Origin of the sequence: Candidatus Phyllobacterium onerii (assembly GCF_028331445.1) — a bacterium.
GTDB lineage: Bacteria > Pseudomonadota > Alphaproteobacteria > Rhizobiales > Rhizobiaceae > Phyllobacterium > Phyllobacterium onerii.
The window spans coordinates 141,233-159,669 of the sequence record NZ_JAQMHX010000001.1 but is presented as its reverse complement, the minus strand read 5'-3'; the positions used below and the strand labels follow the sequence as shown (position 1 = coordinate 159,669).

General features: G+C 53.4%; 15 protein-coding genes and 1 tRNA gene. 4 read left to right on the top strand and 12 right to left on the bottom strand.

Annotation, left to right across the window (positions count from 1 at the left end):
• Positions 1 to 408: 408 nt before the first annotated feature.
• Genes PHA01_RS00795 through PHA01_RS00785 form a run of 3 tightly spaced genes read right to left on the bottom strand, consistent with a single transcriptional unit; the run spans position 409 to position 3,169 of the window.
• Positions 409 to 1,068: a PIG-L deacetylase family protein gene (locus PHA01_RS00795; RefSeq protein WP_271892701.1), complete on the bottom strand. Its 660-nt coding sequence runs from the start codon at positions 1,066 to 1,068 to the stop codon at positions 409 to 411.
• Complete coding sequence (locus PHA01_RS00790) at positions 1,065 to 1,877, bottom strand: sugar phosphate nucleotidyltransferase (RefSeq protein WP_112526197.1); 813 nt, start codon at positions 1,875 to 1,877, stop codon at positions 1,065 to 1,067. The genes PHA01_RS00795 and PHA01_RS00790 overlap by 4 nt, the downstream gene beginning before the upstream one ends.
• Positions 1,874 to 3,169 carry a class I SAM-dependent methyltransferase gene (locus PHA01_RS00785; RefSeq protein ID WP_271892697.1) on the bottom strand — a complete coding sequence of 432 codons (1,296 nt, stop codon included), beginning with the start codon at positions 3,167 to 3,169 and terminating at the stop codon, positions 1,874 to 1,876. Before PHA01_RS00785 ends, PHA01_RS00790 begins: the two co-directional genes overlap by 4 nt.
• A gap of 317 nt (positions 3,170 to 3,486) precedes the next feature.
• On the opposite strand from PHA01_RS00785, the gene rfbC reads away from it, so the two are divergent.
• Positions 3,487 to 4,026 (top strand): dTDP-4-dehydrorhamnose 3,5-epimerase, encoded by a 540-nt coding sequence (gene rfbC, locus PHA01_RS00780; RefSeq protein WP_271892694.1) that lies wholly within the window; start codon positions 3,487 to 3,489, stop codon positions 4,024 to 4,026.
• On the opposite strand, the gene PHA01_RS00775 is transcribed toward rfbC, so the two are convergent.
• From PHA01_RS00775 to PHA01_RS00755, 5 genes are all read right to left on the bottom strand, one after another.
• Entirely contained in the window at positions 3,990 to 5,351 is a 1,362-nt protein-coding gene (locus PHA01_RS00775) for a DUF4910 domain-containing protein (protein WP_271893890.1), read from the bottom strand. The genes rfbC and PHA01_RS00775 overlap by 37 nt on opposite strands.
• A 27-nt stretch (positions 5,352 to 5,378) precedes the next feature.
• Positions 5,379 to 6,449: an NAD-dependent epimerase/dehydratase family protein gene (locus tag PHA01_RS00770; RefSeq protein ID WP_114428215.1), complete on the bottom strand. Its 1,071-nt coding sequence runs from the start codon at positions 6,447 to 6,449 to the stop codon at positions 5,379 to 5,381.
• Positions 6,450 to 6,612: 163 nt separating this feature from the next.
• Positions 6,613 to 7,950, bottom strand: a complete 1,338-nt coding sequence (locus tag PHA01_RS00765; protein ID WP_271892690.1) for a glycoside hydrolase family 140 protein — start codon at positions 7,948 to 7,950, stop codon at positions 6,613 to 6,615.
• A complete protein-coding gene (locus PHA01_RS00760; protein WP_271892688.1) occupies positions 7,943 to 9,313 on the bottom strand; it encodes a glutamate-1-semialdehyde 2,1-aminomutase in 1,371 nt (456 codons plus the stop codon). Before PHA01_RS00760 ends, PHA01_RS00765 begins: the two co-directional genes overlap by 8 nt.
• A 99-nt stretch (positions 9,314 to 9,412) precedes the next feature.
• Entirely contained in the window at positions 9,413 to 10,627 is a 1,215-nt protein-coding gene (locus PHA01_RS00755; RefSeq protein WP_271892685.1) for a glycosyltransferase family 4 protein, read from the bottom strand.
• Between the two features lie 113 nt (positions 10,628 to 10,740).
• Here PHA01_RS00755 and PHA01_RS00750 point away from each other — a divergent pair, with 113 nt between their 5' ends.
• Entirely contained in the window at positions 10,741 to 12,180 is a 1,440-nt protein-coding gene (locus PHA01_RS00750; RefSeq protein WP_271892683.1) for a polysaccharide pyruvyl transferase family protein, read from the top strand.
• Here the strand turns inward: PHA01_RS00750 and PHA01_RS00745 are convergent.
• Both PHA01_RS00745 and PHA01_RS00740 read right to left on the bottom strand, forming a co-directional pair.
• Positions 12,149 to 13,162: a glycosyltransferase family 2 protein gene (locus PHA01_RS00745; protein WP_271892681.1), complete on the bottom strand. Its 1,014-nt coding sequence runs from the start codon at positions 13,160 to 13,162 to the stop codon at positions 12,149 to 12,151. The genes PHA01_RS00750 and PHA01_RS00745 overlap by 32 nt on opposite strands.
• 37 nt (positions 13,163 to 13,199) lie before the next feature.
• Positions 13,200 to 14,645 carry an oligosaccharide flippase family protein gene (locus tag PHA01_RS00740; protein ID WP_271892680.1) on the bottom strand — a complete coding sequence of 482 codons (1,446 nt, stop codon included), beginning with the start codon at positions 14,643 to 14,645 and terminating at the stop codon, positions 13,200 to 13,202.
• Positions 14,646 to 15,071: 426 nt separating this feature from the next.
• Between PHA01_RS00740 and PHA01_RS00735 the strand changes: the two genes are divergently transcribed.
• Together PHA01_RS00735 and PHA01_RS00730 are read left to right on the top strand one after the other, a co-directional pair.
• On the top strand, positions 15,072 to 15,368 hold the full coding sequence (locus tag PHA01_RS00735) for a hypothetical protein (RefSeq protein WP_271892677.1): 297 nt from the start codon (positions 15,072 to 15,074) through the stop codon (positions 15,366 to 15,368).
• Between the two features lie 3 nt (positions 15,369 to 15,371).
• On the top strand, positions 15,372 to 16,478 hold the full coding sequence (locus tag PHA01_RS00730) for an NAD(P)/FAD-dependent oxidoreductase (RefSeq protein WP_271892674.1): 1,107 nt from the start codon (positions 15,372 to 15,374) through the stop codon (positions 16,476 to 16,478).
• A gap of 193 nt (positions 16,479 to 16,671) precedes the next feature.
• Here the strand turns inward: PHA01_RS00730 and PHA01_RS00725 are convergent, their stop codons facing one another.
• Positions 16,672 to 17,787, bottom strand: coding sequence for a porin (locus tag PHA01_RS00725; protein WP_271892672.1), 1,116 nt, complete (start codon positions 17,785 to 17,787; stop codon positions 16,672 to 16,674).
• A gap of 558 nt (positions 17,788 to 18,345) precedes the next feature.
• Positions 18,346 to 18,421, bottom strand: a tRNA-Phe gene (locus PHA01_RS00720).
• Between the last annotated feature and the right edge of the window lie 16 nt (positions 18,422 to 18,437).

Below are 18,437 nucleotides of genomic sequence, written 5' to 3'. Positions count from 1 at the left end.
TTTTATCTTTTGTTGCGAGTTGATCTATTGAACGCACCTAAACACGTCCAGCCGCACTTCTTTTTCACGAATATTAATTTACGCTCTTTATTTGTTAGTGTCTTTAATCCTCTTATAATTCCTTCGATGGTAAAAAATTTGACGGTGTAGCCAGCTATAGCCCGATCCCATAGGCTGGATTAATTCGTCGAGGATGCCTATTAGTTCGTTTCCCCCGCATCTGCCGCCGAACTAAACATATAAAGAAAGGCTTATACTTGGGATTTATGCTGCGTAGAACGGTAAACGACGCGAACGCAGTGATTCGCATCGCTTTAAACACGTGATTCGTTAGATTCTAAAATGTGGTCAGGAGGGAAGAACGGCATCCTGCATGTTTGAATGCAGAGCGGCGCGAGTGACCGAGGGTTATCCTATAGTCAAGGCCAACTTGCGATTTGTGAAGGCTTCGGCAAAGCGCTCTTCAGCACGGCATTCCATGCCCCGTAGTCGGGCCAGGCCTTTGAATGTCAATTCATCGAACCAGTCTTTCGAGCGCTGCGTCCCGAAGTGCTCGAGAAGAAGTTCGGTCTTCCGGTCCATGATCCTGGACGGCAAGGGCATATAGGTGTTGTGCTGCATGAGATCCCCGTCCCATTTTGGAATTTCATATTCGAGCACAAAATGATTGCGGAAGACATTGGTTGTCAGGCGGTTCACCTCCCTGTGATCCTGGTGGCCGTCGTCGCGCGAGTGCGTGAAAATCACGTCGGGTGAGACGCGTTCGCGTACAGCATTGAGCCATTGTTTGATCTCGCGGGACTGGCTGGGGAAATAGCTGTCTTCAAACTCGGCAAGTTCGATATTGCTCGTGACGGCGCCTTCAAGAAAAGCAACAGCTGAAGCATTTGCTTCACCCGCACGGATCCCGGGTGCGCTTAGCACACACCAATGTACATCAAGCAGAACACCATCGGCAATAAGACGCAGGATCGTCCCCCCTGCACCTATTTCGATATCGTCCGAATGCGCTCCCAGGCAAAGGACAGAAAGACGCTCTCCGCGTCTCGCCAAAGGCAATTGCTTCATAACGCCTTGACCAAACGGATGTTGGAGCCGTCTTTCAGTGCGCCATGAGCTGTCCAAGGCATTTCACCGCGCTCAACCATTTCCTGGAGAGCCTGCCAATCGCGCAGTGTATCCATTGAACGCCAGAAGCCTTCGTGCTTGTAGGCCATCAGCATGTCATCTGCGATGAGCCGGCTGAAGGGTTCGAGTACGAGTTCCTCGGATTCCCGCATATAATCGAATATCTCGCCGCGGAAGAGGAAGTAACCACCATTTATCCAGATGTCGGAACGGTCAGAGGAGCGGAACTCGCGCACACGTCCATCTTCGGCTATGTCCGCCAGATGATAAGTAAGTGGCGGACGAACGGCAAGAAAGCATGCGATTTTGCCGCTGGCTTCAAACTTTTCTATCATGTCGTCCAGATCGACATTGCTCAGGCCGTCACTATAGTTGGCGAGAAATATCTTTTCGTTTCGGACTTGATTGCGTACCGCCCAGAGGCGCTCGCCGATGTTGCGCCAGATACCCGTGTCGATCAGGGAAATACGCCAATCTTTTTGCGACTCACCCAGCACCTCGACATTGCCATCACCCGTGACCACACAGTCCGAGAACGTCTGCGGGCGGCAATTGAGGAAAAAGTCCTTGACTACGTTGGCTTTGTAGCCAAGGCAAAGGATGAAATCATCATGTCCATAGTCGGCATAGTACTGCATGACATGCCGCAGGATCGGTTGAGAGCCAAGCGGGATCATGGGTTTTGGAACGTTTTCCGAATATTCGCGGATGCGGGTGCCCATGCCACCACAGAACAGAACAACTTTCATGGCTTGAGCTCCTTCGGGTCGATGACGGCGACACCTGGAATGGGAACAACGAATTTTGCGCCCCATTCCTGGACATGCCGCATTTGTGCAACGATCTCGTCCTTGAGATTCCAAGGCAGGATCAGGATGTAGTCTGGTTTCACCAGATCGATGGCTTCAACGGGTTCGATCGGAATATGCATGCCAGGTGTGTAGCGGCCGTGCTTGTAGGGATTCCGGTCCACGGTGAAATCGAGAAAATCGGTTCCGATACCGCAATAATTAAGCAGCGTGTTGCCCTTACCGGGTGCGCCATATCCGCAGATGGTCTTGCCGGCCTTTTTTGCTTCAATCAGGAAAGATAGAAGCTCACGCTTTACCTGGCGGGCATTCTCTACGAACGAGGTGTATATCTCGATCCTGTCGAGGCCTGCATCGATCTCATTCTTCACAACTCGGGCCACACTTGGCTGAGTCGGACGCTCGCTAGCCGCATGCGCGAGGTGAACGCGCAACGAGCCACCATGCGTACCGAGTTCCTCTACGTCGATGACCTTCAACTCATGCCGTTCGGCCATAAGTTCGATGGTGAGAAGTGAGAAATAAGAAAAGTGCTCGTGATAGATCGTGTCAAACTGGTTTTCGGCGATCAGTTTCTCGATATGAGGAAACTCCAGGGTGATAACACCTTCGGGCTTCAACAGGATTTTCATGCCGGCGACGAAATCGTTGAGGTCCGGTACCTGCGCCAGTACGTTATTGCCGGCGATGAGGTCTGCGCGCAGTCCTTCATTCACCAGCGCCTGAGCATATTTTTCACCGAAGAATTCAACGCGTGTCGGGATACCCTTCTCAATAGCAACCTTGGCAACATTGGCCGCCGGCTCGACGCCTAGCACGGGAATGTTCAACGGAAGGAAGTGCTGAAGCAGGTAACCGTCATTGCTGGCGAGCTCGACGACAAGACTGTCACGACCAAGCTGGAGTTGCTCGGCCATCTGATGGCAGTATTTCTTCGCATGCGCGACCCAGCTGGTGGAATAGGAAGAGAAATACGCGTACTCTTCAAAAATGGCCTGCGGGCTGACATATTCGCTTAATTGCACCAGCAGGCACTCTTCGCAAACGTAAGCGTGGAGCGGATAGTATGCTTCCATAGAATCGATCAGTTCGCGCGGAACAAAGCTCTCACAGGGAGGCGACATTCCGAGATCGATGAAAGTGTACTTCAAACCGGTGCCGCACAGGCGACAGGAATGTTTTTTGTCGCTTGGGCGATTCGCCAATAAGAGAGTACTGGTTTGAATATTCATGCCTTGGCTCCTGATCACCACGTGTGTTCCCCTGTCCGCATGAGATTCTCGGGACAAGCGGCATCCTCAGGCTATGAAGTTACGGCCTTCAACACGCGCGGGCGATATGACAATGCGATCAGTGGGCTCATCCGAACGGTGGAACGTCTCCATATGGTGTCCGTCAAACGGAGTGTGGCCCTTGCCGCTCCGCAAGCGTTCAATCCACGTGGCAGGAACATCGGCGATGAGTGGCCTACGTCTTATTGTGACTTTCGCGTGTACGCGGAGTTTGACAAAATTGGCCGTTCAGAAATGGTCGAAATGAGGCGAACAGAATGAGATTTACCGAGACAGAACTGAATGGTGCATGGCTTGTCGAGACGGTTCCACTCTCGGATGCACGCGGATCCTTCGCACGAACGTTTTGCGTAGACGAGTTCAGAGAACATGGACTCGAAACAACATTTGTTCAGCACAGCATGTCGCATTCGGTAACCAAACATACTCTGCGAGGTATGCACTTTCAGACGGCACCGCACGCTGAGGTGAAGATCGTTTCCTGCATAAGGGGCGCCATCCTGGACGTCATCATCGATCTTCGTCCTCACTCGCCTAACTACCGGCGTTGGGCTGCCTACGAACTTTCCGACAGCAATTGCCGCCAGCTCTATATTCCGAAGGGATTTGCGCACGGTTTCCAGACGCTGCGCGACGACGCGACTGTCTCCTATCTCATATCGGAGTTTTACAATCCGCAGGCCTCGACCGGTGTTAGGTGGAATGATCGGGCATTTGCAATCGACTGGCCAGCGAAGCCAACCGTCCTGTCTGACAAAGATCAAGCTTGGCCGCTGCTGGACGCCTCACCCGCCTGATCTTGTTCCGGCGCCTCGGCAAGCAGGCCGTTTGCGAGCAGCAACTGCGCGGCACGGGCGATATCGCGGAAGGACATGTTGGATTTCTGTGCGATATCGAGCAGCGTGTGATTGCCATCTGCCAGATTGAGCACCCAAAGGTACCCCATGGCGGTTTCTCCGGCAGACTTGTCGCCACCTAGTGCAGAATAAAGACCACGCCTGCCCAGTTGAGGCTCGCCTTTCGGGAAAAGATTAATCGGCGTCCAGTTCATCTCCAATATATCGATCGCATCCATGATCATCCGATAGGACGAGCCCAGATGCTCCGGCGAGATGAAATCCAGATTGTCAGCAGATGTGTGATATTCAGGAAATGTTCCAAAGGCACTCCGTTGGAACAGCCCAACCGGGAGATTGAATCCGGGCGAACAGTATTGGCGTTCATCATAGCCGTAAGGGCTGAAATCGCTAATCTTACCCTGTCTGCCGTCCGCGTTCAGCACGTACTGCATTGCCTGATCGATGAGGGTATTGCCCCGACGGCTTCGCTTGTAGTTGGGTCCGCCGCCATCGCCGACACAAGAAACGATCAGTCCATGGTCGATCCGGGATATTTTGTCTTCATTGCCGGCAAGCCACGTGAGCGCACCGATCGTTCCGGGCGCGAAAAGGAAGCGATAATTGTAGCGTGTTTTGCGTGTACGTAACGCTTTGGCCAGACAAGCCAATAGTGCCAGGCCGGAGCAATTATCATTGGCCAGTGATGGATGACAGATATGGGCGGAAAGCAGCACATCTCTATCTGACTGACCCTTGTGGACATATTCGCCATAGGTCAAATGTCCGTCACGCTTCTCGGAATCAATCAGAACTTCGTATTCACCGTCCTGCAACTGAAGGAGTTCGTTGTGCGCCATGCACAGGCCCCATTGCTCGCTGTAGTAAGACGTTCTGTAGGGAATAAGGTCCGGCTGTTCGGGCAAGGAATGGATATGGGATTTAAGTTCGCTGAGGGGCATCGTCTGCCGCGCAGCCGCGCTGTATCCCAGGACGTGCAGATTATTGTCAGCGAAGTCGAGAACCTTCCGGCCAGATGGGTCCTTGATATAGGCGTCGCGGATATTCCATTCCTGGGGCACTGTCCAATCAAGCACCTGCGTCCCGGTCGGGACCTCGTATTGTGTCAGATCGACATGCTGGCCGAGGATTTGTAGCGTTTCACGCACGCCGTCCCCGGTTATGCTTCGGCAGATCGGAAAAAGCCGGGCGGCGAGCGCGTAGATGCGGATCCCCACATCAACCTCGACGTCGCCCGTCGTCCTGATCGTATCAAACGATACCATAAAGCTGTTCATGGCAGACACGGATGGTCATATGACGGCATCGGCCAAGGCCGGATGCCGAGATGACGATGGAATACGGCGTAGGCTCTGGTTCAACGTGCCCTCGTCCAGCGACTTCCGGATGTTGCTGATGCGTTGATAACGAGGACCCTCGAATTCCTGGAGGGTCAATCCGGCACTCATGTAAGCCGCATGCAACTGCTCTGCACCGGCCTTGGCATCCCAGACCGGTTTGAATGCTGGCAGAACCCGGGCGATTTTTTCGAAACTTACACGATAAGAACGCGTGTCTGGACCCGCATCATCTGCAAATTCAAGCCGGCAACCGGGCACGACCTGCGCCACGATCTCTGCAATTTCCCGAATGCGGTAATTATGCGCCGACTGACCTACATTAAATGCTTCGTTGTGTACCTTGTCCTTGGGCGCTTCCATAGCAGCGAGGAAAGCGCGCGAAATATCTTCGATGTGGACGATCGGACGCCAGGGCGACCCATCGGATTTCAGCAGGATGACACCTTCAGTGACCGCCCAAGCGACAAGATTATTCAGGACAATATCAAATCGCAGCATCGGAGACAGACCATATGCGGTCGCAGGCCTCAAATAGACAGGTGTAAAATTGTCGTCGGCGAGCTTTGCAATGTCTTTCTCGGCGAGCACTTTGGACGAGCCATAGGCCGTAACGGGATTGAGCTGTCCGGTCTCGTCTATCATGCCCTCGCCCGACTTGCCGTAGTTGCTGCATGACGAAGCAAAGAGAAACCGGGAAACTCCAGCCTTCTTTGCCGTTTCAGCAAATTTCACGCTGCCGCGATGGTTGATTTCATAGGTGATATCCGGATTGAGATTGCTGAGCGGATCATTCGACAATGCCGCGAGATGAATAATAGCGTCGAAGCCTTTGAGGTCGCTTACCGTCACGTCACGTACGTCCTTGCAGACCGCGGGAATGTCGGCGATGGGGCCCCCTGGGGCGTAGGAACAACTGCGATAGAGCTCGGCGTCGTAGCCGTGAACCTCATGGCCGGCTTTCATCAGGAAAGGCGCCATGACCGTTCCAATATAACCGCGATGCCCTGTCACAAGTACTTTCATTGTGTATCGTCCTTCTACGCATAGATGTTTTTCTGGTAAACGGTACTTGCGGGCGGGCAGAACGGCGAGAGAGGAGTTCGGAGGATCATCATCGATACGAACTACACTTTCGGCAAATGTGCTACGCCTTTTGTCCGATGCAATCGCCTGAACGCTGACGCACTCAGTCGGTATCGCTCAGCAGAAGGAGCCAGTCCGAAGAACCCGCCAAATTTTGTGCCTGTGGGGACTCGAATGCGATGGTGTTTGCCTTGGGGTCAATTTTCGCGACCGCTTCACTGAATTGCCCGGATGAAGGATCAAACCAGCGAGCATGTTGCTTTGTTGGCGCTAGCGCTGCTTTGTCGAGGATGACGCTGCTCCGGTCGGACAGGTAGATCACTGCAAGGTTACCCTTCGCCGAGCGACTGCCAATAACATACCCGGGAAGCGGTGGATCCGGCGCGACGAGAAGTTTCCCCTGCTCTGGTTCGAGCGTCCACCAGGCGATAGCGTCGAAGAACGCCTTGAGATGACTCATACTTTGGGCACCGCGGCTGGAAAGGGCTTTCTGCCAGGTTACCGGGCGTGGGAAAAGAGCCGGACCAGCAAAATGCCAGACCGGATTATTGCCAAACACCTGGCCGGCGGCTCCTGAAAGAATTGCGCCATACGCGATCTCCCGAATGATTTGTTGGGTTGTGTTGTGCTCTCCTTCATATAAGCCTTCGATGAAAAAGAACGGGCGAGTTTGTCCCGAAAGATAGCGTCTCAGAGTGGCAGTGCGGGCATCACCATAGGTATAAATCGTATCGAGGCCGAGCCATTTTTCGTCCCAATTGTGAAGGACATCCGTGTCCCGCCCCGCATGCACCGTTTGGAGGGCTTCAGGATTTGTCTCCTTGATTCCCTGTGCAAGAGCATCCACCAAGGTTTTTGTGGGCGGGTCCCAATCGCCCCCCTGAACCCAGATAATATTATCGAAGTGGCGGTAGCGCTGGCCGAGATAACGCCCGTATGATCTGAGTGCATCCGCACCCGCATCGTGCATTTCCTGATACCAGCCCTCGTCACCGCCATTTGTTCCAAGGTACGCTGGTGTCAAAAGAACCAGAAATCCCCGTTCTCGAGCGCGTTCCAGAATCCAGTCTGCATCGGCAAAATAAGCCTCGTTTGGCTTTGTGAAGTTTCCACCGGAAGCAAACGGAGCATGTCTATAGTAGTTTTGTGGTGCATTTCGACTAAAGCGATGCTCGATCAGTGAAACCAGTATCGTGTTAAAACCTCGACTCTGACGATTGGCGAGATACATGTCCGCGTCCTCGCGCGACAAGTCTCCAATCAACGACCACGCGGTATCGCCTGTCAGGAGAAAGGGGCGACCTGATGCGTCCTGGAGATAGCGATGGTTTTCGGATATCTGCAGGGGAAAGGCCGGCTGCTGCGCTTGGGCGACGAACGAGCAACACATCGCCGATACAAGAAACAGCCAGAAGAATCTTTTTTCGGCCCAGTCAGGCATTGCCCGCTAGTTCCAGCGCGCGTTCGGCGGCCGGCGGTCTGTTAAAACGCCGGAATACGACTTGCGATGGCTTGCCTACGAGATAGTTGTCAACACCGTTCTCGAGAGCCTGCTTGTAGATACCAAGCGCCCCATCGACGGCGTCGAGCGTGCGCGCAACGTCTTCATCGCTGTGCGTATAGCTGACTACCAGCGACGGCATAAGCACGCCCCGCTTGATGGTCTCCTGCAGGAACAACGTCCGGAATGCTTGAGACGGTGACTTGGCTTGATCCAGCGTCGCATAAGCGAGGCAGCAGGATCGGCCGGTGACCCGGAAATATTCATTAAGACTGTGACGAGCGACAACTTGAGTTATGCCCGTTCGCAGAGCGTCACCTTGACGGTGCAAGTGTTCGATGACGGGCTCATCTTGATAGATGCGCATCGTGGCAATGGCGGCTGCCAATGCATGCGTTTCTGCGCCATGAGTTGTGGAAAGCAGGAACACGCGCGGACTAGCCGTTTGTTCAAGCCCACCAAGTTCCATGTATTCGCGTTTGCCAGCAAGCGCAGAGACTGAGAATCCATTACCCAGTGCTTTGCCGAAACAGGACAAATCGGGCTCGATGCGATACAGCTGCTGAGCGCCACCTTTGTGCCAACGAAAGCCTGTGATCATTTCGTCCAGGATAAACAAGGCTCCGTTGCTGTGGCAAAGGTCACGCACCGCATGAAGGAAATTATTCTTCGGGTCATCACCGCGCGACGGCTCAAGGATTAGCGCTGCGATTTTCCCCGGAAACCTGTTGAACAGCGCGCGTACGCTATCGAGGTCATCGTATTTGAAACTGACGGTGAGCTTCTGCACGGCATCAGGGATGCCTGCATTCATCTCGGTGTCACCGATGAACCAGTCGTCTGTCGAAAAAAATGGATGATCACCGCAGCGTGCGATCATATCTCGCCCGGTTACCGCTCTTGCCAACCGGACCGCGCCGGATGTTGCATCCGATCCATCTTTGCAAAACTTCACCATCTCCGCACCGGGGATGGTCTCGAGAAAGGTTTCAGCACATTCCACTTCTATATCGGCGGGGCGGGTGAAATTGCAGCCGAGCTGCAACTGACGTGTCGCTGCCTCCAGAACGGGAGCGTATGCGTGGCCTAGCCCAACGGAACGGTTTCCCATTCCGTATTCTATGTACTCATTGCCATCGACATCCCACACGTGGCTACCGAAACCTCTGGCTATGAAGCCCGGCGATAGCTGCGGATATTGATCGTCACCCTTGGCATAGGTATGTGCCCCCCCGGGAATTACATGGTGGGCAAGTGCGCGGAGGCGGCTTGATTCCTCGAAATTGTTGATAAACTCTGTCATCTGCCCAACCTTCTCGACATGTCGGCCAGCACAGCTGGCGATAAAACGCTGAGCGAAACTATGGGGGTTTTAGGCCATATTTTCACTTCGGCAATTCAGTTACGAGAAAGAGCCAAAAGGCGTATAGGGGTACCGCTCTCTCATGACACGCAACCAGTTTTTCACCGGACGTGGCACGTAAGTACGCAAGCCGGAACGAAGCCCGCGCGGGAACGCCCAGTCATTCAGATCAAGCGGAGCGGCTATAGCTGGCCTCGTGGCAACAACACGATCAATGACGTGATAATATCGCTTGGCCATTCCTTCGAAAGTGAATGCATGTTCGGCTGCCTCTGTCGCCGCAAACGAAGCGCTGGCGAGTTTAGCTGGATCGACATTGAGCTTTGAGATTATCCGTGCTGCCTCAGCATAGTCACCGACCGGAAAAAGAAAGCCGCTTTTCTTATCAGCAACGATAGTATCCGTCACACCTTGTATAAGCGAAACAATTGGCACGCACCCTGAAGCCATCGCCTCGATAAGGGTCATCGGGTAGCCCTCGAACCGGGACGGCATGATCAGAACATCGTGATCGAACAACAGTTGTGGAATGCGATCCGGTTGAATCGCCCCTAGAAAGGTTACCCTCTCTTTGTGATGGGACAGCTTTCTTTTCAGTTGCTCAAAGTCTGGTCCATTGCCAGCAATCGTCAGGCTCACCGATGCGGGCGAGTTATCCATAATACCGGGCAGCCAGAATACACCCTTGGACGCGTCCTCAATACGGCCGAGAGAAAGCATTTTAAGGCCATGTGTCCCGTGAGAAACGCGTTTGAGAGCCGTGAATGGTTCGATATCGATAGCGTTGGCGATTACAAACGTGCGTTCCTTGTCAAATCTGTACTTCTCTATCAGATCGTGGCAACAGCGCTCTGATACGCCAATCGTAGCGTGGACGTGATCCTTGATCGCTACAGCCGCCGCATAGGTTCCCGGAGTGATATTGTGAACGATCATGATGCGCATGATATCGGCAGGCAAGTAGCGCGCGATGTTCATCTGGATGCGTTCAGTCAGAACGTTGACGAATACGCCATCGAATCCACCATTCTGTACAGCAGAAGCGACCAATCTCGCCTGTTCCTGTTCATCTGCCGCCTCACTCGCATCCACCATGGTGCCGAAGGCCGTCTCAGATTGCCATTCTGGTAATAGAGGATCGCCGAACCCGAGCCAATGCACGTCTATCCCGTGCATTGCCAAACCTTTGCGCAATTGCTTGAACACGGTGTAGGTGCCGCCGAGGTGCGGACGAACAAAGTACGCGAACTTCATGGGAATTGACCTCAAACTGTCCCGACGCCTGCCGCCGAAACCCCAATTGAATCATCATAGAGCCAGAAGCCTACAGAGCAGAATGCGCCGTGAAGGGTAATAGGTGCAGCCTTTTGGAGGAGAACCCTCGTCGTTCGGTTGTTGCTGATATTCCAATGGCCATGTGTCGTTTGTCAGCAGATGGCAGCAAGATCAAAGTGACAAGTAGATCGGCTCGCGTCTGCGGGCGCGTCCGACAGCTTGAATCGAGTCATTGTAATGAAGCGTTGTCCTGTACCAAATCAAACAGGTCGATTGAGAGGCCTTGGATGAAAATCGCCTTGCTGGGTCAGTTCGGCAGCGGAAATACGGGTAATGACGGCTCACTTGAAGCCATGCTGGACTTTCTGCGTTCGTCAAAGGTCGACGCGGAGCTCCTCTGCATTTGTTCCAATCCGGAGGCCATTGCGAAAAAATATAATATTGAAGCAATAAGCATCCGCGTAATTGTCGCGAGAGGCCGCTGGTTCAATCGCTTCAATCGAATACTCGGTGATATTCCCCGACAAGTGATCGGATTCTATACCATCCTCGCTCAGCTCAATGGGCTGGATCTGATGATTATCCCAGGAACAGGGATACTGGACGATTTTCAGGAGACCGCATTTGGCTGGCCATTCGTGATCCTCAGGTGGTGTTTAGCCGCCAGACTGAACCGCATGCGCATTGCCTTCGTCAGCATCGGCGCCGGACCAATCAGACTGCCTCTGAGCCGCCTGTTCTTGAAAACCGGAGCGCGGATGGCACACTACCGTTCCTATCGCGATAAACTATCGCGAGATTTTATGAAGAGCATCGGTTTTGACGTTAGTCGCGATCCACTTAGCGCCGATCTCGCTTTTGGTCTTCCTGCCGCAGCGGAATCCAGTCGTGAGAACCCGACTGCGGTCTACGTTGGGGTTGGCGTAATGGCTTATTACGGTTGGAAGAAAGCCGACGAAGACGGAGAGGCCATATATCGCACGTATTTGGACAAAATTGCCGAATTCATTTCCTGGCTGCAGGAGCGCGGACTGAACGTAAGATTGTTGACTGGAGATATCGTTGATCGTCGGGCCGTTGTCGACATCATGAAGATGTTTCCCGAGAATGAGGCCAATAGTGGCAGCAAGCATATTGTCGCGGAGGAGATGACCTCCCTACACGACGTGATGGCGCAAATCGCGCATACCGATATCGTCGTTGCAACGCGCTACCACAATGTCGTCTGTGCGCTGCGAATGGGCCGCCCGGTGATCTCACTAGCCTACTCGTCAAAAAACGACGCGCTGCTTAGTGCAACCGGCCTTGAAGAATATTGCCACTACGTCGAAACATTCGACGTCGAAGTCTTGAAATCCCAAGTTGAGAAAATGCTGGCCGATCGTGCACGTCTTGTATTGGAAGTGAAAAAAGGCGTCGCCGGCTTCCGGGCGCAACTGGCCGAGCAAGAAGCCACCATTCATGCAACTCTGTTTGAAATTGCAGAACAGCGGGGCGAAATCAGGGACGTGAGCCAGCTTCCCCAATCCTGAAACGTTTCGTTCCACGCGCCCACATGTCGACGAGGCGCTGGAGGCGACGCAGTGTATCGGGCCTTTGGAGCAGATATCCGACAGGTGGCAGAAACGCTGTTACAGGACGCCAGCGGAAAGCGAGCTTCAACAACTCGCCCACACCCTTTTCTCCGCGAAGAAGATGGGAGATCGCCGACCAGTAGGCACGCTCAGCGAGGCCTCGGCGCGCGAGGCGATGCAGATATTTGGCGTCGGGCATTTCGCCACCCTCATGCGCGAAAAAGCATTCGGCCGCATCGGCAGTGTGCAAAATATGCAAGATCTGACGCGCCCACAAATCGCTGGAACGATTTGTGCCGTGCGTGCGAATGCCCGCCTGGATGCAATCGAGCTCGGCTACACTGCCGTGTAGCGCCAAGCGTAGCCACACGTCGTAATCGTCGCTGTGCGGAAGCTCCGTGCGATAGTAACCGGTGCGTTTTTGCACGCTGGTCCTTATGACAATCGACGGTCCGGGTATCTGGAAAACCCCTAACCGACAGAAGCGCTCGATGAAAGAACGGCTGGTATCGAGCCGATACGGTGGTTGTGTCTGCTGCCCCGCTATGCTGGGAATCGGGGAGTCGCCCTGGATGTCCACATCCCGACCATAGGTATAAGCAATATCGGGATTTTCTTCCATGATTGTGACGGCACGGTTGAGCGCGCCCGGTACCAAAAAATCATCCGAACACAATATCAGGAAATAATCCGATTCCGCCCAGTCGATCCCCTCGTTGAACGACGCGTGCGGACCCAGATTTGTTTCGTGCAGCCGCAACTCGACCCTCGGATCCATCGCGGCTAGCTCTCGCGCGACTTCCGGACTGTCGTCGGTTGACGCGTTGTCGACGATCAGGACGCGCAGTTTCTCGATATCCTGCGACAGCACACTATCAACGCACGCCCGCAAATAGCGGCCGTAGTTGTAGTTTGGTATAACAACATCAACGGACTTCACAGCATGTATCCCCACGCTTCCAACAACTTCGCATTATTCATTCGGCAGGCACTCCCTGCTTGTTCGGCAGAAGCCGCGGCGCAAACAGTCCGACAATTCGGACAAGCTCTTCGAGGAATGGATGCTTGACTATGACCAGAGCCGCCACCCAACCGATTGCCGAAAATAGGCCGGCAACAAGTGCCTGTAGAATGGAAAGATCAAACGCAAAGCCATGAGCGGCAAGAACACCCAGCGGTCCCAAAATCCCCCCGAGGGTTACGACCGCACTTTTGGCGAGTATGGCGAACAACTCCTGCCAGTGGAATGGCGCATGCCGGCGAACATAGGTGAGCGAAACTAGCATTTGGAACGGCAGGGCGATGAATTGACTTAGCACCAGCGCATACAATCCAAAGAAGCTTGCGGTACAGATGACAATTATCGACATGCCTCGTCCGATAAAATTTGCTCGAAACGCTTCCCGGTTCGCGCCAAGCGCAACCAATACCGGAAACGTCAGTATATTAGGAAACCAGAAGAGGGCCGCGACTGACAGGATTTGCACAAGCGGAACTGCAGCATCCCATGCCTGCCCGAGCGCAACATGCACTATCGGATGCGCAAGAATAGCAACGACGAGAACGGCTGGCCAATAGAGTGCCGTAATATAGCCGATGATTTTCAGATAGGCGTCCTTGACGCTTCGTTGCGCTCTGGCTTCGGCTGCAAAAGCCGGAAATGCGACCGAAAAGATCGCGGACAGCAATATCTTGTCGGGGAGTCCGCAGACAACATTCGCGCGGTTGAAGAGACCGACGGCCGTCATTGGCATGATGCGCCCCAGCACCAGCTGGGGCAGCGCCTCATATGTCCTGTCGAGAACGGTCGAAGCACCCTTATAGCCACCGAAAACGAAGAATTCGTGCCAGCCTTTCAGTCGAGGATTGAACATCCAGAAGATCGGTCGAGCATGGAACCCAAGAACCATTCTGACCAATGCAGATGCCAGTGTTCCCCAGGCAAAACTCATAAAGCCAAAGCCGAACCATGCAAACGCGATCGTTACCAGGGCGTTGACAATGCTCCCTAGTGCGTTGATGCGTGTGAGGTTGCCAAATTCCATATCCCGGCGCAGCAGTGCAGCGATGGTACTGACTGGTGCATCAATCACACCGGAAATTGCCAGAACACAGACGAATCCGCTAAGGCCGGCCGCGGAATAAAAACCCGCGAACCAGTGAGCCAGGAGAATAAGAAACGAGCCGATCGCAACGGAGAAGCCGAATATAAGAGTAAAGCCAGTGCGAATATCTTCTTCCGAAACATCTTCGCGTTGAATGAGATATTCCGATGTCACGAACTCTCGGAAATTGAACGCAATGGTTCCTATCCCTAGGCCGATGACCGCAAGCCCGATCTCCGTGCTGTCCAGTAGACGAGACAGAACGGCAATCATCGATATGCTGACAATCACCTGTGAATATTGTTCCAAGGCCGCCATAAAATATGCCCGGCGAACATTCCCCACCTAGATACCCCCGCGTGTATTGGACCCAGCCAACGCCTGATGAATGCAAAAAACTTCGGTTTTGAACTATTATTCAAACGCACAGAATCGCACAGGACGTCGATCTCATCGTGACGATAACTGCTCCCGTCATTTCATTTAAGCTGACCAATGAGATGAACGGTAACATAGCCATTTGACGTAATCACAAAGGGCAATCAAACATACTTGAATCAATCCGAGGTAGCCCGGTTCATCCTGACATCGCTCAAATGTGGAGCGCACCAACATACTCGTTGTTAAGCAAGCACGTATGATCCGCTTTTGGATGTGCCCTATGTCTCTGAAGCCAATTGTCAATTTTGCTTGTAAGCGTCTTTAGTTAGACGGCTGTACTGACTGCATCGGACCAGAGAACCCATGATTGAAGACGAACAAATCCGGATTGAACTCATGGCCACACAATTCTGGCTACGCGCTCTGTTCATGCATATGGCCACAGGGACGCCCCCGACTTCCATCTCCGTCCAGGAATATCTGACCGAACTCAAGAATTCGGCACCCCAGGATTATGGCAGCAGCCTTTCCCCCGCGGATTGGGACAAAGAACATCTCTTGCACTATCCTTGTTATGAGCGGGTCGGGCTTCAGATTATCGAAACCCTTCAAAGCCTTGAAAGGAAGCTCGCACCTTTTGCCGTGCATGGAGGGCGCTGACAATTGGAACGTGTGGAGTGCCTCGTAGCGGGCGGAGGTGTCGTCGGGCTGGCAATCGCTCGGGCGTTTGCGCGTCGCGGTATCGAGACTCTGATTGTCGAAGAGGCCGAAACAATCGGAACGGGCACGAGTTCGCGCAACTCCGAGGTTATTCATGCCGGCATCTACTATCCACAAAACAGCTTTAAAAGCAGGTTATGTATCGAGGGTCGAAATGCCCTTTATGCCTTTGCAGAAAGGCACGGAGTTCCATATTCCCGCTGCGGCAAGCTGATCGTAGCCACAAACGAAGTTCAAATTCCGATATTGAGTACCATAGCGACAGGAGCAGAAACATGCGGTGTTTCTGATCTCGAGTATTTGTCGGAGCTGGAAGCGCGCAGATGCGAGCCTGACCTTACGTGTACCGCCGCATTGTTTTCGCCCTCGACGGGCATCATAGACAGCCATAGCTTGATGTTGGCGCTGCTGGGTGACGCGCAAGACCACGGCGCGGCGATTTCATTTCGGACCGCGATAGTTTCCGCTGAAACCAATGCCGATGGTTTGCGAATAGAAACAATCGAAGCCCACAATGGACGCACGTTTGAGCTCCAGGCATCCATGTTCATCAACGCGTGCGGCCTCCAGGCACCGGTCATCGCTTCTTCCATTGCCGGATTACCGCGACAGTTCATACCCGACAGGCGATTTGCCAAGGGCAACTATTTTTCAGCGACAGGCAAGACACCGTTCACGCACCTGATCTATCCAGTTCCGGAAGAAGGGGGGTTAGGCGTTCACCTCACGCTTGACCTGGACGGCCGGATGCGGTTCGGCCCCGACGTCGAATGGGTGGAATCGATCGAATACAGTGTCGATCCTAAACGGGCAGACCGTTTTTACGACGAAATCCGTAAATACTGGCCGAACCTCGCCGACGGTTCATTGCAGCCCGCTTATAGCGGCATCAGGCCAAAGCTGACCGTCGGAGGCGAATCCATAACGGATTTTGTAATCCAGGGTCCGGCCACACACGGTGTCAAAGGTCTTGTAAACCTTTTTGGTATTGAAAGTCCGGGGCTCACATCCTGCCTTGCGATCGCAAACCATGTATCGAACATGCTGTGACGTAACCTCTGGACGCGGGATAGTGGGATAAAACGAAAACGGTGAGCCGCGGGGCCCACCGTCTCGTGAGAATGAGGCGACTGGAGATCACATCATCACACTCTGGCGGTGCAGTCCTTCTACAACGCCAAATCAGATTTTGATCGCAGATAAAAACCGGGGGCATGAGCCCCCGGAGAGTTGATACCGGCGCTTAGAAGTTGCGCTGGAAACGGATCATGCCGCCGAATGCATCGTCGTCGCCGCCGTTATCAATGGAGGCAGCTTCACGTGCACCGTCGAACTTGGTGTAGTTGATTTCCGGTGTGATCGTGAAACCAGGAACCAGTTCGTAAGCTACGTTAAGAGCGAGAGCATATGTGCCTTCATCTTCCCAAGCAGCCTGCGCGTTGATGGATGCCTTGTCGGTAACCTTGGCGGTGATACCGCCCCAAGCTGCCCAATCGCCTTCCCATGTGCCGAACCAGTTACGGCTGTCCTGATCGACTGCGCCCGTGACCGCATCGAAGTCGTTGTCATACCCGGACTGATAACCGCCCATCAAGAATGCGGAGAACATCTCGTTGAACTTTACGTCCAAGCGAATCTTGCCAGCGAACTCTTCGACGTTGGAGTCGTAACCGACAACACCGGAAATGCCACCCCAAGACTGTTCGAACTTCGCACCAGCAAGAACGTGTGGCATGTAGTCTTCGATGACATAGTTGCCGCCGAGGCCTGTAACACCGTCCGAACCCTGTTCAGCACCGACCATCGCGGAGAAACCATTGCCGCCAGTGAAAGTGTAGCTGACCTGGTTGCTCTGGCCGGACTGGTAGTTGATCACGTCGTCGTTGATGACGTTGCCGGCATAACCGGTCCACGAACCGAAGAGTTCGTCAGCAGTACCGATGCGGAAACCGCCGAGTTCGATCCATGCCTGTGGCAGCGAAGCGCCATCATCTCCACCGTTGGTGTACTGGAAACGGCCCTGGATGTACGAACGCAGAGTGCCGAGTTCGGTTTCCGAGCGGGCATCGAAACGGACTTCACCGCGTGTACGCTTGTACCAGGTTTCGTTACCCTTGGCACCAACGTTCCCACCGCTATAAACGTCGTCGCCACCCTTAGCATCATAACGGACATAGCCGCTGATCTTCAGGCAGGTCTCGGTCCCCGGAATGTAGAAGAAGCCAGCGCCGTATGCGTCGCAAACGCGGACGTATTCGACGGGCTCTGGTTCAGCAACAACGACTGCATCTGCAGCGCGTGCCCCCGAAACTGCAACCAGGGCTGCAGCGGAGCCGATAAGAAGGCTCTTAATGTTCATTGTTGATCTCTCCATATGTGTCTTGTTGACCCGGCGATCTAACTTAACTTTGGCAACAGGGTCAAAGAGCTTATGACCCAAACCGCCAATCTTGTGCAACTTAAGGTTACAGTGTTGCTGTTTTATCACGAAAACGTGAGCCAAGCGTGAGTCATTGCTCATAAGATGTTGAAAACGAATCATTATTTGCGTGAATCTTTGTGATTCTTTAAAAGTTGTTTAATCGCATTAGCCTTCGAGATTTCGGTACTCTACAATAACTATTTAATTCAGCCCAACTGTCACAGCAATGTCATTTTCTGAGACAGGCTCTAAAAGTGTAATTGCTTACATCTGTTTTTTTACTTTACGCATAAAACTAAGGTATAAAGAAAAATACTTGATATCGTGGATAGTGCCGGACGGCTTATGACGTCTGTCTACAACTCTGCACATCAAATGCCGCACAAGATGCGAGCCCGCGGGGGGTAGACTGTGGAGAGCAGGGCACATGAAAGCGCAATTTTGCCGTAGCCGGTCACAAGCGCTAGCAATACTGTCTTTTTATTGAGAGAAAAGTGGTGCCCAGACGCGGATTCGAACCACGGACACGCGGATTTTCAATCCGCTGCTCTACCAACTGAGCTATCTGGGCACTTCGTGGCGTTTCC